The sequence below is a fragment of the Variovorax paradoxus genome, assembly GCF_009755665.1.
Classification (GTDB): domain Bacteria; phylum Pseudomonadota; class Gammaproteobacteria; order Burkholderiales; family Burkholderiaceae_C; genus Variovorax; species Variovorax paradoxus_G.
In genome coordinates, this window is sequence record NZ_CP046622.1 from 1,845,972 (window position 1) to 1,860,982 (window position 15,011).

General features: G+C 65.5%; 19 protein-coding genes. 5 read left to right on the plus strand and 14 right to left on the minus strand.

What is annotated here, in order from left to right; translation table 11 throughout:
• Nucleotides 1-9: 9 nt before the first annotated feature.
• Genes GOQ09_RS08560 through GOQ09_RS08570 form a run of 3 tightly spaced genes read right to left on the minus strand, consistent with a single transcriptional unit; the run spans nucleotide 10 to nucleotide 2,073 of the window.
• Entirely contained in the window at nucleotides 10-969 is a 960-nt protein-coding gene (locus tag GOQ09_RS08560; protein ID WP_157613048.1) for an SAM-dependent methyltransferase, read from the minus strand.
• 22 nt (nucleotides 970-991) lie between these two features.
• Nucleotides 992-1,417: a thiol-disulfide oxidoreductase DCC family protein gene (locus GOQ09_RS08565; RefSeq protein ID WP_157613049.1), complete on the minus strand. Its 426-nt coding sequence runs from the start codon at nucleotides 1,415-1,417 to the stop codon at nucleotides 992-994.
• Nucleotides 1,418-1,473: 56 nt separating this feature from the next.
• Nucleotides 1,474-2,073, minus strand: coding sequence for a GbsR/MarR family transcriptional regulator (locus tag GOQ09_RS08570; protein WP_157613050.1), 600 nt, complete (start codon nucleotides 2,071-2,073; stop codon nucleotides 1,474-1,476).
• A gap of 116 nt (nucleotides 2,074-2,189) precedes the next feature.
• Here GOQ09_RS08570 and GOQ09_RS08575 point away from each other — a divergent pair, with 116 nt between their 5' ends.
• Nucleotides 2,190-3,284 carry a PA0069 family radical SAM protein gene (locus tag GOQ09_RS08575; RefSeq protein ID WP_157613051.1) on the plus strand — a complete coding sequence of 365 codons (1,095 nt, stop codon included), beginning with the start codon at nucleotides 2,190-2,192 and terminating at the stop codon, nucleotides 3,282-3,284.
• 114 nt (nucleotides 3,285-3,398) lie between these two features.
• The gene (locus tag GOQ09_RS08580; RefSeq protein ID WP_242631037.1) at nucleotides 3,399-3,914 is read left to right on the plus strand and encodes a gluconokinase; all 516 of its coding nucleotides are present in this window, start codon (nucleotides 3,399-3,401) and stop codon (nucleotides 3,912-3,914) included.
• 31 nt (nucleotides 3,915-3,945) lie between these two features.
• On the opposite strand, the gene gnd is transcribed toward GOQ09_RS08580, so the two are convergent.
• The gene (gene gnd, locus GOQ09_RS08585; protein ID WP_157613052.1) at nucleotides 3,946-5,364 is read right to left on the minus strand and encodes a decarboxylating NADP(+)-dependent phosphogluconate dehydrogenase; all 1,419 of its coding nucleotides are present in this window, start codon (nucleotides 5,362-5,364) and stop codon (nucleotides 3,946-3,948) included.
• A gap of 118 nt (nucleotides 5,365-5,482) precedes the next feature.
• Between gnd and GOQ09_RS08590 the strand changes: the two genes are divergently transcribed.
• Both GOQ09_RS08590 and GOQ09_RS08595 read left to right on the plus strand, forming a co-directional pair.
• Nucleotides 5,483-6,445 (plus strand): helix-turn-helix domain-containing protein, encoded by a 963-nt coding sequence (locus GOQ09_RS08590; RefSeq protein WP_157613053.1) that lies wholly within the window; start codon nucleotides 5,483-5,485, stop codon nucleotides 6,443-6,445.
• A 124-nt stretch (nucleotides 6,446-6,569) separates the two neighbouring features.
• On the plus strand, nucleotides 6,570-7,298 hold the full coding sequence (locus GOQ09_RS08595) for an alpha/beta fold hydrolase (protein WP_157613054.1): 729 nt from the start codon (nucleotides 6,570-6,572) through the stop codon (nucleotides 7,296-7,298).
• 12 nt (nucleotides 7,299-7,310) lie between these two features.
• Here the strand turns inward: GOQ09_RS08595 and GOQ09_RS08600 are convergent, their stop codons facing one another.
• Genes GOQ09_RS08600 through GOQ09_RS08645 form a run of 10 tightly spaced genes read right to left on the minus strand, consistent with a single transcriptional unit; the run spans nucleotide 7,311 to nucleotide 14,494 of the window.
• The gene (locus tag GOQ09_RS08600; RefSeq protein ID WP_157613055.1) at nucleotides 7,311-7,919 is read right to left on the minus strand and encodes a 3'-5' exonuclease; all 609 of its coding nucleotides are present in this window, start codon (nucleotides 7,917-7,919) and stop codon (nucleotides 7,311-7,313) included.
• Nucleotides 7,916-8,335 carry a TfoX/Sxy family protein gene (locus tag GOQ09_RS08605; protein ID WP_157613056.1) on the minus strand — a complete coding sequence of 140 codons (420 nt, stop codon included), beginning with the start codon at nucleotides 8,333-8,335 and terminating at the stop codon, nucleotides 7,916-7,918. Before GOQ09_RS08605 ends, GOQ09_RS08600 begins: the two co-directional genes overlap by 4 nt.
• Nucleotides 8,336-8,347: 12 nt before the next feature.
• Nucleotides 8,348-8,737 carry a VOC family protein gene (locus GOQ09_RS08610; protein ID WP_157613057.1) on the minus strand — a complete coding sequence of 130 codons (390 nt, stop codon included), beginning with the start codon at nucleotides 8,735-8,737 and terminating at the stop codon, nucleotides 8,348-8,350.
• Nucleotides 8,738-8,765: 28 nt separating this feature from the next.
• Nucleotides 8,766-9,269: a GNAT family N-acetyltransferase gene (locus GOQ09_RS08615; protein ID WP_242631038.1), complete on the minus strand. Its 504-nt coding sequence runs from the start codon at nucleotides 9,267-9,269 to the stop codon at nucleotides 8,766-8,768.
• A 49-nt stretch (nucleotides 9,270-9,318) separates the two neighbouring features.
• Nucleotides 9,319-10,194, minus strand: a complete 876-nt coding sequence (gene fghA / locus GOQ09_RS08620) for an S-formylglutathione hydrolase (RefSeq protein ID WP_157613059.1) — start codon at nucleotides 10,192-10,194, stop codon at nucleotides 9,319-9,321.
• Nucleotides 10,194-11,117, minus strand: a complete 924-nt coding sequence (locus tag GOQ09_RS08625; protein WP_157613060.1) for an alpha/beta fold hydrolase — start codon at nucleotides 11,115-11,117, stop codon at nucleotides 10,194-10,196. Before GOQ09_RS08625 ends, fghA begins: the two co-directional genes overlap by 1 nt.
• 22 nt (nucleotides 11,118-11,139) lie before the next feature.
• Nucleotides 11,140-12,246, minus strand: coding sequence for an S-(hydroxymethyl)glutathione dehydrogenase/class III alcohol dehydrogenase (locus GOQ09_RS08630; protein ID WP_055799863.1), 1,107 nt, complete (start codon nucleotides 12,244-12,246; stop codon nucleotides 11,140-11,142).
• Nucleotides 12,247-12,297: 51 nt separating this feature from the next.
• The gene (locus tag GOQ09_RS08635) at nucleotides 12,298-12,936 is read right to left on the minus strand and encodes a glutathione S-transferase family protein (protein ID WP_157613061.1); all 639 of its coding nucleotides are present in this window, start codon (nucleotides 12,934-12,936) and stop codon (nucleotides 12,298-12,300) included.
• Nucleotides 12,933-13,796 (minus strand): aromatic ring-hydroxylating oxygenase subunit alpha, encoded by an 864-nt coding sequence (locus tag GOQ09_RS08640; protein WP_157613062.1) that lies wholly within the window; start codon nucleotides 13,794-13,796, stop codon nucleotides 12,933-12,935. Before GOQ09_RS08640 ends, GOQ09_RS08635 begins: the two co-directional genes overlap by 4 nt.
• A gap of 8 nt (nucleotides 13,797-13,804) precedes the next feature.
• The gene (locus GOQ09_RS08645) at nucleotides 13,805-14,494 is read right to left on the minus strand and encodes a Rieske 2Fe-2S domain-containing protein (protein ID WP_242631039.1); all 690 of its coding nucleotides are present in this window, start codon (nucleotides 14,492-14,494) and stop codon (nucleotides 13,805-13,807) included.
• 75 nt (nucleotides 14,495-14,569) lie between these two features.
• Between GOQ09_RS08645 and aroQ the strand changes: the two genes are divergently transcribed.
• The gene (gene aroQ, locus GOQ09_RS08650) at nucleotides 14,570-15,010 is read left to right on the plus strand and encodes a type II 3-dehydroquinate dehydratase (protein ID WP_157613063.1); all 441 of its coding nucleotides are present in this window, start codon (nucleotides 14,570-14,572) and stop codon (nucleotides 15,008-15,010) included.
• The last annotated feature ends 1 nt before the right edge of the window (nucleotide 15,011 follow it).

Consider the following 15,011-nt stretch of genomic DNA (forward strand, 5'->3'; position numbering starts at 1 on the left):
CTCTTGTTTTCAGCCGCTGCGCCTGGCGGTCACCATGCAGTAGTCGAAGTCGCGCCAGAAAACGCCTAGCACCAGGGCGCAGTAGCTGGCCACGATGTGCTTGCGGCGCCACGGGCTCAGCTTGCCGCGCGCCTTCCAGAGCTCGGCGAGCGCAAAGCGCGTGGCCAGTGCCGGGATGTGCAGCGCGCTGGGCGCGACACGCCAGCGCAGCGACTGCACCTTGACGTCTTCGAAGCCGTTGTCGCGCAGCGCGGCCACAAAGTCTTCTTGCACAGCCAGCGTGGGCACGGCCCAGCTGTCGGCCCACAGGCGGTGCAGCCAGCCGGCAACGCGACCGGGCTGGCGCCGCAGCAGAAAGCCATCGACCACCGCCAGCCGCGCGCCGGGCTTCAGCAGGCGGGCCGCCTCGCGCACAAAGTCGGCCTTGGCCGTGCCGCTGGCGTAGCAGGCGCTTTCCACCGCCCATGCGCCGTCGGCTTGCGCCGCGGGCAGGCCGGTGCGGGTGTAGTCGGCCTCGATGTGCGCCATGCGATCGGCCACGCCAGCCCGGGCGTCGAGCCGGGCGGCGATGCTGTTCTGCACGGCCACATTAGTAACGGTGACGGCATACAGCGACGGGTCTTCGCTCACCAGCGTGCGCGCGGTGGCACCGGCTCCGCAGCCGAGGTCGATCACGCAGCGGCGGGGTTGTACGGCCTCCTGCTTCGAATTGGGAGCATCGGGCTCGTCGAGCTTCAGTGCGCGGCCTACTGCACGGTTCATCTCCACGAGCATGCCTTCGCGGCGCAGCGGATTGAGCCCGGGCCGCCAGAAGCCGAAGTGCATGTTGTAGCTGGAGCTCCATGCGCGGTAGTCGTCGGCCACTTCGGTGAAGTAGTCCTGCGTGTCCGCGCGCGTGATGGCCAGGTTGGACAGCGGAGCTTCAGGCGTCTGCGCCGCGCGGAAATCGGGCTGGAAAACATTGGGCACGAAGAGCTCCTTTTTTTTCTATTCAGATTCGGCAATTGCCGCCGGCACATGTGGCCGACGAGCGCGCGGCCTTTCCTGCGAGCAGGGTGACCAGCCAGCGCGGCAACCGGTAGCGGTTGCGCGCAAGAACCGCATAGGCACGGTCGGCCAGCGGCGCGACGAGCGGCAGGTCGAGCAGAAAGCTGCCGCTCGGCAGCCCGACAGCGTCGCGGCAGGCCCGGATGGCCGGGACGCCCGCGAACACCTGTCCGGCGGCATCGACCGCGTGGATTGCCGTCATCAGCGCCTCGCGTGGTGCGGGTCCGGCGTTGAAGCCCGGCGGCGAACAATCGACCAGTTGCAAGCGCCCGTCGGCGTCAAGCGCTTTCATGCCGTTCATCTCGGCCGTGCAGAGGGCGCAGGTGGCGTCGTAGTAGACCGTGAGAGGGTAGGTGACAGCAGGGTGCATGGTTTTGTTTCGTTATTTCTGTCAAAACAGAAATGAATGGGCAAAAAAAGAGAAGCTCAGATCATCGGCAGGCTGCCGTGATGGGCATCCGGGTCGTCGTCGTTCTTCTTCTGTGCTGCGGGCGGCGCCGGCGCATCGCCGCGAACGAACTTCTGCACGCTGGCCCCAAGCGTCAGCACCTTGTCCAGCGTGCCGGGCGAGAGCCGCAGCATTTCGTCGGCCCAGGTGGCAAGCTTGCTCATCAGGTCCATGGTGGAGCGGATGCGGTCTTGCGCATCGGCGGGCTCTTTCTGGAAGTCGGGGCTCGAGACGATTTCGCGCAGCACACGGATGGTGGGATCGAACTCGCGTTCCTTGCGCTCGCGCACCACGGTGCGAAAAAGCTCCCACACGTCAACGCTGGTTTCGAAGTAGTCGCGGCGGTCTCCAAGGATGTGCGTCACGCGCACCAGGTTCCACGCCTGGAGTTCTTTCAGGCTGTTGCTCACGTTGGAGCGGGCCACGCCCAAGGTGTCGGCGAGCTCTTCGGCGTGCATGGGCTTGCCGTGGGCGAACAGCAGCGCATGAATTTGCGAGACCGTGCGGTTGACACCCCACATGGAGCCCATCTCGCCCCAATGGAGGACGAACTTGCGTTGGATGTCGGTGAGTTCCATGCCTCAAAGTCTAGGATTTTAGAAATTTCTGTCAATAGAGAAATAAAAATTCGTTTGCGTAAGTCGCCTATCTGGAATACTGTACAAATAAACAGTATTGTGAGAAAGGAACTGCCATGCCGGCTGCCCGTATTCCCATCCATGCCATCAAGGGCCGCGGCGCAGCCACTCGCCTGGCGCACCGCTTTTCACGCGACGAGCGCAACGCCTTCGACGACGGCTGGGGCACGCTCGAAGAAGGCGCCGCCGAAGCGGAAGATCTGCCTCCGCTGGCGACCGAGGTGCGCTTCGAAGACGTCAAGTCGGTGCTCAACGAAAACGAGTCACTCGACGTGTCGTTCGACCGTTCCCTCAACCCGTATCGCGGCTGCGAGCACGGCTGCATCTACTGCTTTGCGCGGCCCACCCACAGCTACCTCAATCTCTCGCCGGGGCTCGACTTCGAAACCAAGCTCATTGCCAAGCGCAACATCGTCGAGGTGCTGCGCGCCGAGCTCGGCCGCAAGGGCTACCGGCCCAGCCACATCGCAATCGGCACCGCCACCGATTGCTACCAGCCCATCGAGCGCGAGCTGCGGCTCACCCGTTCGATCATCGAGCTGCTGCAAGAAACGCAGCATCCGTTTGCGCTGGTCACCAAGTCGAGCGCGGTGGAGCGCGACCTCGACCTGATCGCGCCCATGGCCGCCCAGCACCTGGCCGCGGTGTACGTGACCGTGACCACGCTCGACGGCGAACTGGCCCGCAAGCTCGAGCCGCGCGCGGCCGCCCCGCATCGGCGGCTGCGCACCATTCGCACCTTGGCCGAGGCGGGCGTGCCGGTGGGCGTGAGCGTGGCGCCGCAGATTCCGTTCGTCAACGAAGACATGGAACAGGTGCTCGAAGCGGCCTGGGAGGCTGGTGCGCGCAGCGCCTTCTACACGGTGATACGGCTGCCGTGGGAGGTGGCGCCGCTCTTCAAGGAGTGGCTGGCGTTGCACTACCCGCAGCGCGCCGACCGCATCATGGCGCGCATCCACGAAATGCGCGGCGGCAAGGACTACGACGCCGACTTTGCGACGCGCATGAAGGGTACCGGCCTCTGGGCCGACCTGATCCGCCAGCGCTTCGAGAAGGCGGCAAACCGCATCGGCTTCAACCGCGAACGCATTCCACTCGACCTGGGTGCCTTTCGGCCCCCCGGGGCGGCGGGGCAGGGCAGTCTTTTCTGAGAGCTGGTCCTGTGCGGGCTGCAGGCGGGCATCGCATCAAATCCGCTTCAAAATAAGCGGTAGATTCAACCCACCGGCGGCAGCGGCCGTCCGGCCTTGGCTGCAAAGGTACGCATGAACGGGATATGGATGGTGGTAATGGGAGTTTCAGGCTGCGGCAAATCAAGCCTGGGGGCGGCGCTTGCCACCGCCTTTGCGCTGCCGCTGATCGAAGGGGACGACCACCACCCTGCGTCGAACGTCGAAAAAATGCGCCATGGCATCCCCTTGACCGATACCGATCGCGCCGGCTGGCTTGCCACGCTGGGCCGCGCGCTTGCCGAAAAGCCGCAGGGTGCGGTGCTGACATGTTCGGCGCTCAAGCGTGCCTACCGCGAGCAGTTGCGTGCGGCCGTGCCGGACTTGCGGTTCGTGTTCATGGCCATCGAACGCGACGAGGCCGAGCGGCGCGTGGCCGCGCGTGCGGGGGCGGGCGAGCACATGTTTCCGGCCAGCCTGGTGGCCAACCAGTTCGCGACGCTTGAATCGCCGGTAGGCGAGGCGGGCGTGGTGGCCGTCGACGCCACCGCGCCGCTCACGGAACTGGTCGCACAGGTGAAGCGCGAAATACCCGACGCAGCGCGCCGCTAGAGCGCAAGTACCTCGCTCTCTGCGCCGGCCGTCAGATCACTTCAGGCCAGTTGGTATGGAAGAACTCGCCCGCGGGCTTGTCGACCCGCTCATACGTGTGCGCGCCGAAGAAGTCGCGCTGCGCCTGCAGCAGGTTTGCCGATAGCCGCTCGGTGCGGTAGCTGTCGTAGTAGGCGAGCGATGCGCTGAACGCCGGCACCGGTATGCCGTTGCTCACTGCCAGCGCCACCACTTCGCGCCAGTTCTGCTGCGTGCGGTTGAGCAGGTCCTTGAAGAAGGGATCGAGCATCAGGTTGCCCAGCGCAGGATCGGTGCGGTAGGCATCGGTGATGCGGTTCAGGAAGCGGGCGCGAATGATGCAGCCGCCGCGCCATATTGCGGCGATGCGGCTGAGGTCGAGCTTCCACTCCTTCTTTTCGCCCATGGTCTTGATGAGGTCGAAGCCTTGCGTATAGCTGATGACCTTCGAGGCATAGAGCGCATCGTGCACCTTGGCCACGAGCGCCTTCTTCTCGAGCGAAAGCTCCGCCTTCGGTCCCTGCAGCAGCTTGCTTGCGGCCACGCGCTGCTTCTTTTGCGAAGACAGAACACGCGCTTCGACAGCCGCGTTGATGGTGCTGATGACCACTGCGTTCTCGGCCGCGTTGATGAGCGTCCACTGGCCAGTGCCCTTCTGGCCCGCCTTGTCGAGAATGACGTCGACGATCGGCTTGCCAGTTTCCGGGTCTTTCTGCTCGAGTGCCTTGGCGGTGATCTGGATCAGGTAGCTCTGCAGCTCGCCGTCGTTCCATTCGTTGAACACTGCCGCCATTTCGTCAGTGGTGAATCCCGCGGCCTTGAACAGGCTGTAGGCCTCGCAGATGAGCTGCATGTCGCCATATTCGATGCCGTTGTGCACCATCTTCACGTAGTGGCCCGCACCACCGGGACCGATGTGAATCACGCAAGGCTCGCCGTCGACCTTGGCTGCAATGCTCTCGAAGATCGGCTTCATTACCTCCCACGTGGAAAGCGGCCCGCCCGGCATGATCGACGGGCCCTTGCGCGCGCCTTCCTCACCACCCGACACGCCCGCACCAATGAAGCGCAAGCCCTTGGCCGAGAGGTACGCATCGCGGCGCTCGGTATCGGTATAGAGGCTGTTGCCGCCGTCGATGACGATGTCGTCCTTGTCGAGCAATGGAATCAGCTGCTCTATGACCTCGTCGACCGGCGCACCCGCCTTCACCATGATCTGGATCTTGCGCGGTTTGGCAAGGCTCTGGACGAACTCCTCGAGCGTCTTCGCGCCCACCAGCTTCTTGCCGGGGTTGGCCGCGATGAAGGCCTCGGTGGTGGCTTCGGTGCGGTTGTACACGCTGACCTGGAAGCCGCGGCTTTCCACGTTCAGCACCAGGTTCTGGCCCATCACGGCCAGGCCGATCAAACCGAAATCGCTTTTGTTGCTCATGGCCCTTCTTTCCTGTGCGATAGATGTGACCGGCATTGTGCCGGGGGTGCTGCCGGGCTGCCTTCGGGCCCGGCAATACCCGCTTGGCAAGCACGCACGGCTTGGGTATGTTGGCGCGATGAACGGAAATGCCTCCGCTGCAATCCAGACGTGGTCCACCGATGCCGTGCCGGCGCCGCAGCGGCTCGACTACTGGATCGGCGCGGTGTGCGAGGGCTTTCTGGAAATGGACGTGACCAGCTCCTTTACCGGCAGCTTCAACGCGACGCTCGAGTCCGCGCCGCTCGGCGCGATTGGCGTGAACCGGGTCCGCGGCACCGCGCAGGACGTGTACCGCAGGCGCAGGGCCATCGCCCATAGCCGCAGCAATTACTATTACCTGCTGTGCAAGACAGATTCGCCGTGGGTCGCCGTGCAGGACGACCGCTCGGCGCGCATGCTGCCAGGCGATGTGGTGATGGTCGACTCGCGGCGCTGCTACGAATTTCATTTTCTGCAGCGCGCCGACACGCTCTCGCTCGAACTGCCCACCGCGTGGGTCGAGGCGTGGCTGCCCGACGCAGCCGACCAGGTAGCGCGGCGCATCGACGGGCAATCGGGCTGGGGTTGCGTGCTGAGCGGTTTTGTCCAGCAGCTTTCGCCCGAGGTTGCGTTGCAGCCACCGATGCCCGCGGCGTTGCTGACCGATTATCTCGGTGGCTTGCTCTCGCTCGCGGCCGGCACGCACGGGACTGCAACGCCCAGCGAAAGCGGCCGCGCCGAGCTGCGCCGCCGCGTTCTCGACGCCACGCGCGAACGCCATGCCGAGCCCGGACTGACCGCCGCGAGCGTTGCCCGCGGGCTGGGCATTTCGGAGCGCAGCTTGCACCGCGCCCTGAGCGAGGGAGCGACCACCTTCGCCGCCGCATTGACCGGCTTTCGCATGCAGGTTGCGCGGCGCATGCTGGGCGATGCGCGTTTCGATCGCCTGAGTATTGCGGAAATCGGATTTCGCGTCGGTTTGACCGATGCGTCGCACTTCGTCCGCCAGTGCCGCCGGCATCTCGGCGCAACCCCGGGCACTCTGCGGCGCCAGCGCTGAGGCAGGCCAAGGCAGAGCAGGGCTGGCGCTTGGCATCAATCGGCCAAACGCCTGGCGGCCAGCGGCCATTTGCCCCCCTGGTGTTTTCTAAAGTCGTATCCATTCAATGACGAAGGAGACACGCATGTCCGACACCTATGTTCTCGTGCACGGCGCATGGCACACCGGCGCAGAGATGGAAGCCGTGGCCGGCAGCCTGCGCGAGGCTGGCCACGTGGTGCATTGCCCCACCTTGGCGGGCAACCGCGCCGGCGACGACCGCTCGCGAACCGGCCTTGCCGATGGGATCGAGTCGGCGGTCCGTTTCATCGAGGAGAAAAACCTGACCGAGGTTCGCCTTGTGGGCCACAGCTATGGCGGGATGGTGATCTCGGGCGTGGCGGACCGCATCGCGCAGCGGCTCAAGCGGCTGGTGTACGTCAATGCCTTCGTGCCGCTGGACGGCGAATCGCTCAACGACATGGTGCCGCCGCACTACACCGCGATGTTCGACGCCATTGCAGGAGCGAACGGCAACGCCGTGACGCTGCCGTTCGAAATTTGGCGCGAGGCCTTCATCAACGATGCCGACCTGGCGCTGGCGCAGGCGAGCTACGAGCAGTTGAACCCGCATCCCTACCGCACTTTCACTGACAAGATCCGGTTGCGCGAGCCGCTGGCGACGCTGCAACTGGGCAAGTCCTACGTCAACTGCCTGCAGGACACGGCCATGCCGCACAGCCTGCCATGGCACCCGCGGCTGTCGGAGCGGCTCGGGCTCTTCAGGCTGGTGGAGTGCCCCGGCAGCCATGAGATGTTCTTCTCGAACCCGAAGCGGCTGGCGCAAGCAATCCTGGAGGCGGGGCGGGACTAAGACCCGGGCAGCTCAGCCGCCGAAGAGCGCATCGAACACGCGAATGGAGGCATACGCATCGTTGGCCGCGTAGCGGATCTGCGCTTCGGTCAGCTGCTTGTTGGCCCAGTTCGACGTCGTCGCCTTGCGCGACTTGACGAAGCGCCGGTTGAACACCAGCGCCACGGCCGTCTTCACGCCCACCGACTTACGGTAGCCGCGGCGGCGAAATTCGTTGTCGATGTCGAACACCGCCTTCGGCTCGATGTTGAGGCGGTTGCGTATGAGCGTGAGGTCGCTCGAAAGCCCGAAGCCGACCTTCTTGAGTTCGGTCGAGGCGAGCAGCGCGGCGACGACCGGGTTGCATTCGGTGCGGTGCAGTTGGAACAGCCAGGCCTTCTCGCGCGTGGAAAACTGCACCACGTGCGGGCCGCCCGACACTTCGTTCTTGGCGAAGGTGGGCTTCGATTCGGTGTCGAAGCCTGCAACGCCGGCGGCCAGCAGAGCGGCGGCGGCGTGCTCGGCGTCTTGCAGCGTGGTGACGACGACGATGTCCTGCAGGCCCAAGCCCTCGAAGGCTTCCAGAAGGGCAATCTGCTCGCGTTCGGGAAGGGGTGGCAACGCGGTGATGTCGCCGCTCACAAGGAGGCTGCTTTCTTTTTCTTCACTGGGGCTTTCTTTGCGGGTGTCTTCTTGGCAGCCGTCTTGCCGGCGATGGTCTTTTTCTGCTTTGGCGGCTGGCCCGAGCGCAAGGCCGCTTCGTAGGCCCGGCGGCCCCAGAGCGCGGCTTGCTGGCGGTCCTCGAAGAGATCGGCAGGCGCCTGGCGGTACGACATGGGCATGGTCTTGCCGTTGCGCTCGTAGGTGAACGGCGGCAGGTTCAGTTTGTCGAAGTGTTCGGCGCTGGTGGCGTCCGACTTGAGGTAGAGCGTGTCCTTCAGGACGATCGCGATCATGCGTCCCTCGTGAAAGATGCCGTGGCCGCCGAACATGCGCCGCGCCTCGATGCGGCCGAAGCGCTCGAAAATCTCATGCAGGCTTTCTACGAACTCACTCATCGCGCAAGCCGCTCATGACGTGATCTCGATGCGGTTGCCGTCCGGGTCGAGCACCACGCTTTCGTAGTAGTCGTCGCCGGTGCGGCGCGGGCCGTCGAGCAGCGGGTAGCCGTCGGCCTTCAGCCGCTGCGTGAGTTCGTCCACCGCCGCATTGGAACCCACGCTGATGGCCAGGTGCGTCCAGCCCATGCGTTGTGCGCCGGGTTCGGCTGGCACGGGCGAGAGGGTGCTGGTGGTCATGGCCTCGATGCGGGCGCCATCGCCCAGGCTCAGGAAGCAGGATGCAAAACCCTTGGCCGGGTTGACATAGCCCGCGCCGGCCGTGGCACCGAAGTAGTCGACGTAGAAGCGCTTGCAGCGTTCGAGGTCGGTGGTCCAGAGAGCGATGTGATCGATGCGCATGGAAAGACAAGACGAAGGAGATGAGCGTTCAGCCGATGCGTCGCGGCTGGCGTGGCGTGCCCTGCGGAAGCCAATGGTAGGCGACCCGCTCGCGCCCGCTGGTGGGGTGCCGGTCGACCGCACCGCGCACGAGGCCGTAACGCTCGTAGAAGCGCTGCGCCGCGGTGTTGTTGATGGCGACGTGAAGCTTCCAGCCGAGCGGCATGCGCACGCTGGCCTCGTCGAGCAACGCCTGCCCGAGGCCCTGGTTGCGCAGATGCGGTTCGACGAACAGCTGGGCCACGTATTCGCGCCGGGCGAGCATCACCATGAAGGCGAGCACCTGGCCTTCGCGTTCGGCCAGCACCACGTCGGCGGGCGGTACGAATTCTGTTTGCACGCGCCGCAGCCAGTGCGTGATCGGCTCGATCACGGTGGCCCTGCGGTTGGCCGCTATCCAGGCCCGGCGCCAGATGCCGGCCAGCACCAGGCTCTCTTCGGGGGCGCCGTCGCGAGAGCGCAATTGAAACGCGGGAATCTGTGCTGCAGACATGCGACTCATGATACGGCGCCCGTGCGCCGCGGTCGATACGAGTGGCCGATCAGCCACGCAAGGTTTGGGCGTGGTGGGCGAGGTGGTCCGCCATGAAGGTCTGGATGAAGTAGTAGCCGTGGTCATACCCCGCGTGGCGGCGCAGCGTGAGCGGCTGGCCCGCGGCAAAGCAGGCGGCTTCGAAGGCTTCCGGGTACAGCTGCTCGGCAAGGAATTTGTCGGCCAGTCCCTGGTCGATCAATATGCCCTGCGGATAGGGCGCAGCGGTCTGCGATTTCATGAGCGCGCTGGCGTCGTGCGCAAGCCATTGCGCGCGGTCGCCGCCGGGCTCTCCCAGGTAGCCGCTGAACGCCTTCTCGCCCCAAGGGCACTGCGTGGGCGCGCAGATGGGCGCAAATGCCGACAGCGACTTGAAGCGCCCCGGGTGCCGCATTGCGAGCGTGAGCGCGCCGTGGCCGCCCATCGAATGGCCGAAGATGCCAAGGCGCTGGTCGTCGACCGCGAAGTGCTTTGCCACGAAGGGCAGCAGCTCGTGCACGATCCAGCTTTCCATGCGCCAGTGGGCCGACCACGGGGCCTCGGTGGCGTCTAGGTAGAAGCCCGCGCCAATGCCGAAGTCCCAGTTGGCGGTGGCGCCGGGCAGGCCTCCCACGGCACTTCCGCGCGGACTGGTGTCGGGCGCGATCAGCGCCAGGCCCAGGCTGGCCGCAATGCGTTGCGCGCCGGCCTTGACTGCAAAGGTTTCTTCGTTGCAGGTCAGCCCTGCAAGGTAGAGCAGGGCCGGCACTCGCTCGTGCGCTGCTTGTGGCGGCAGGTAGACCGAAAAGCGCATCGGCAAGCCGATTTCGTGCGAGGCATGTTCATGAAAGCTCTGCACGCCGCCGAAGACATGGTGCTCGGAAAGGGTCTTGAAGATGTCGGTCATCAGGAGTTGTTGTTAGGCCGTAGTGCAGGCACGAGTTCGAGCACGGCGTCGGCAAAGGTGCGCGGCGCCTCTTGCGGCATGTTGTGGCCCACGCCGGGCACCAGCCGGTGCGAGCGCGGTCCGCTGAAGCGGTGCGCGTGGGCAGAGGCTTCGGCGGGCGGACGCACGCCATCGTCCAGGCCGTCGAAGGTGATGGTGGGCACCGATATCGCAGGCTGCGCGGCCAGGCGGCGTTCGATGTCGGCGTAAGCCGGATCGCCCGCCACCAGCCCGAAGCGGTGGCGGTACGAATGGATCACCACATCGACGAAGTCCGGATGGTCGAAGGCTGCCGCGCTGCGCTCGAAGGTGGCGTCGTCGAACTTCCATGTTGGCGACCAGAGCTGCCACAGCAAGCGTGTGAGTGCCTTGCGGTCCTTTGCCAAGCCGGCGCGGCCGCGATCGCTGTGAAAGTAGTACTGGTACCAGAGGCTGTGCTCGTTCGCGGGCGTGTCGGGCTCCATCGCCTTGGCGATGTCCTGGATGTTGTAGCTGTTGAACGAGACGAGCCCCGCGCAACGCTCGGGCCAGAGTGCCGCCACCACGCACGCGGCGCGACCGCCCCAGTCGTAGCCGGCAAGCACCGCGCGCTGGATGCCGAGTGCGTCGAGCAGCGCAAGCAGGTCGGCTCCGAGTGCGGCCTGTTCGCCGGAGCGCGGCGTGGCATCGCTCAGGAAGCGCGTGCCGCCGTAGCCGCGCAGATAAGGCACGATGACGCGGCAACCCTTGTCGGCGAGCATCGGCGCCACTTCGGCGTAGGTATGGATGTCGTAGGGAAAGCCGTGCATCAGCAGCACGGGCGGGCCGTCGGCAGGCCCGGCTTCGTAGCAGGCGATTTCGAGAACGCCCGCCTCGATCTTGCGCAAGGGCTCCATGCGGTTCATGGCCGGCGTTCTCCTCAAAAGGCTAGTAAAGCACCACGCCGCGGATCGACTCGCCGCGCTTCATCAGGTCGAAGCCTTTGTTGATGTCTTCGAGCGGCATGGTGTGGGTGATCAGGTCGTCGATGTTGATCTTGCCTTCCATGTACCAGTCGACGATTTTCGGCACGTCGGTGCGGCCGCGCGCGCCGCCGAAGGCCGAGCCTTCCCATTTGCGGCCGGTGACCAGCTGGAACGGCCGCGTGCTGATCTCCGCACCCGCCTCGGCCACGCCGATGATGATGCTGCGGCCCCAACCCTTGTGCGTGCATTCGAGCGCCTGGCGCATCACCTTGGTGTTGCCGATGCACTCGAAGCTGTAGTCGGCGCCCCCGTCGGTCAGCTGCACGATGGCATCGACCACGTTCTCGGTGTCTTTCGGGTTGATGAAATGCGTCATGCCGAACTTGCGCGCCATGGCTTCGCGCTCGGGGTTCAGGTCGACGCCGATGATCTTGTCGGCGCCCACCATCTTGGCGCCCTGGATCACGTTCAGGCCGATGCCGCCCAAGCCAAACACCACCACGTTGGCGCCAGCTTCCACCTTGGCCGTGAAGATCACCGCGCCAATGCCGGTGGTCACGCCGCAGCCGATATAGCAGACCTTGTCGAACGGCGCGTCTTCGCGGATCTTGGCGAGCGAAATCTCGGGCGCGACCGTGTAGTTGCTGAAGGTCGACGTGCCCATGTAGTGAAAGATCGGCTTGCCGTCGAGGCTGAAGCGCGAGGTGGCATCGGGCATCAGGCCCTTGCCTTGCGTGCCGCGGATCAGCTGGCAAAGATTGGTCTTGCGCGACAGGCAGAACTTGCACTGGCGGCACTCGGGCGTGTAGAGCGGAATGACGTGATCGCCCTTTTTCAGCGTGGTGACGCCGGGGCCCACGTCGACCACGATGCCCGCGCCTTCATGGCCGAGGATGGCCGGGAAGATGCCTTCCGGGTCGGCGCCGGAGAGCGTGTAGTAGTCGGTGTGGCAGATGCCGGTGGCCTTGATCTCGACCAGCACCTCGCCGAACTTCGGGCCCTCGAGGTCGACGGTTTCGATGGTGAGGGGGTCTCCGGATTTCCAGGCGACGGCAGCTTTTGTTTTCATGGGGCTTGAGGGCAAAAAGGAGAAGAGGGACAAGGATACCCAGACCGGCGCTCAGGTCGGGCCGGCAGGGAAAATACCCGACATTCCGATGAAATCGGGCAGATGGCGAAAGTCCCACACCCAGCTTCGCAGTGCGGGGTATTCGTCCATCGGAATGCCGCCTTCGCCTGCCAGCGCCACATAAGGAAAGCAGGCCAGGTCGGCCACCGTCGCGTGTTGCCCGACCAGCCATTGCCGGCCTTCGCAGGCGCGCTCGGCCAGGTGGTCGTCCAGCATACGAAAGACCGCATGCGCGCCGCGCCGGCAGGCGTCGATGTCGGGATTTTCATAGCCGAATGCATCGTGCAGCCGGGCCGCCGATGCGGTGCGGGTGATTTCTTCGGCGGTGGCGAACCACATCGCAACCTGGCCGCGCAGCTGCGGATCGTCCGGGTACCAGCGGCCTTGCGGGTCGTACTTGCTCGCAAGATAGACGAGGATGGCCTGCGCGTCGCGCAGCACAAAGCCGTTGTCGTCGATCACCGGGATCTGCCCGAGCGGATTGATCTGCGCCAGAAACGCAGCCGACTTGTGCTCGCGGCCGGGGTGAAAGTCGACCGGGACGCTCTGGTAACCGAGGCCCAGCCAGGCCAGCATCTGCCGCACCTTGAAGCAGTTGCCGGAAAGGGCGTAGTCGTAGAGCTTGATCATGCGGCTTGCCTCACGCCAAAACGCATGCCGCGCTCGCGCAGCCAACGGCGATAGGTGACGGAGGTCGTGTCGCCGCGCGTTGGCGTTTCGGCGCGGCCTTCTAGCGGCATGCGCTTGAAGGCATGGTTCTCGAGAATCGGCTTGTCCTGTCCGAAGATCGTTTGCTGGAATGCGATGAGCTCGGCGTTCGTTGAGGTGTCGTCGTAGCAGGCGAGCAGTGTGTGGGCGATCACGCGCTCGTCGTCGAGCGGCTGCAGGAACAACGCGATGGCGTCGAGCTCACCGGCGCGGTGGCTCGACTTGTAGAGCATGGCCGTGAGCGGCTGCATGACGCGGTATTTGTACGTCACCTCGGCGCCGCTGTCGTGGGCGGCCGAGGCGCGGGGTTGCCAGAAGCGGCAATCGGTGGCCCAGATTTCTTGGGTCGCCGGGTCGACCTGCACCTGGTACCTTGCCACTTCGGTGTGCGGCACCTTGCCCAGGAAGCCGGCGTGCACGAAGGGGAAGTGCGCCATGTCCAGGAAGTTCTCGATCACGCGCAAGCCCGATACAGCCACGCCGATGCTGCCGCAGTCGACCATGCGGCGCCCAGCTTCGCCATATTCGGGAAAGTCGAACAAGGGCCGTGCCGGATTGCCGCTGGGGCAGACCCAGAGATAGCCGTAGCGCGACTGGATGGCCAGCGACTGCGCGCCGAGCCGGCACTGCGGTGCACTGGCCGCATCGCTCCACACGTGCAGTGTTTCGCCGAGCAGGCGAGCCGTGCGGGGCCGTGCATCGGAGCTGCCGGCGAGCGCAGCCGAGGGGCCGACGACCAGCCAGTCGTCGAGCATGTTGGGATCGTCTGTGATGAAGGGCATGGTTCTCTTCAGGCTGCCTGCTGTGGCCGGCGACGTTCTTCGATCTCGCTGCGCAGGGTGCGCGCGGCGATGTGCAGTGTCTTCATTGCGGCGGTGCCGGGCGCGGCATCTGTCCATAGGTGGATGAAGGCCAACTGCGGTTGCGCATCGAGCACCAGGGCCACCGTGCCGGACTGCCCGAGCGGGCCGCGCCATGCCGCTGTTGCCCTATCGGTCGCGAAGCCGCGCCGGACGAGCGCATCGCGCACGCTTGCCGCATCGGCGCGCACGGCGAGCGTGCGGCAGAAAGCCCATCCGGCAGGCACGATGTCGTCTTGCGGCTGGGCTTGTATGGTCTCGCCGGCGAGGTTCACCCACAGCATGCCTGCCGCGTCCGCGGCGCTGAACACCTTGGCGCACAGGCTGCCTGGCGGCGGCATATCGGGATGCGCGGGGATGCTCATGCACTGGCCGCTTCCGGCCGCATACTGCCAGCCGTGATACGCGCAAGAGAGGCGGTTTTCGACCACCTGGCCGAGGGTGAAGCGCACGCTGCGGTGGGGGCAGCGGTTCTCCCACGCCTGGGGTGCACCGTCGGCCGAACGCCAGAGCGCAAGCTCCTGCCCTTGGGCAAAGCCCGCGACGATGTTGGCCCCGGGGCGCACATCGGCCGAACGGGCGACCGGGTGCCAGGCTGAAATGCTGTCTGCGCTCATCATGATGCGCGCTACCTTAGCGCAAGTCCTAGGCGGGGCGCACACTCATAATGGAGGCATCGCCAGACGCCACTCATCATGAAGAAAATACTCGTCCTCAACGGCCCCAACCTCAACCTGCTTGGCACGCGCGAGCCCGAGCAATACGGACGCGACACGCTGGCCGATGTGGAGCGCCTGTGCAAGGACGCCGGCGCCGCGCATGGCGTGGAGATCGAGTGCCGCCAGTCGAACCACGAGGGCGTGCTGATCGACTGGATCCATGAGGCCGGCCGCGAGGTGGCCGCGGGCAACATGCTGGGCGTGGTGATGAACCCCGGCGCCTACACCCACACATCGATCGCGCTGCACGACGCCATCAAGGGCGCGAGCGTGCCGTTGATCGAACTGCACATCTCGAACGTGCACGCGCGCGAGGAGTTTCGCCACCGCTCGTACATTTCGCCGGCGGCGCGCGGCATCATCGTCGGCCTTGGCGTAAAGGGCTACGCACTGGCCATCGCGGCCCTGTTGCCCTGAG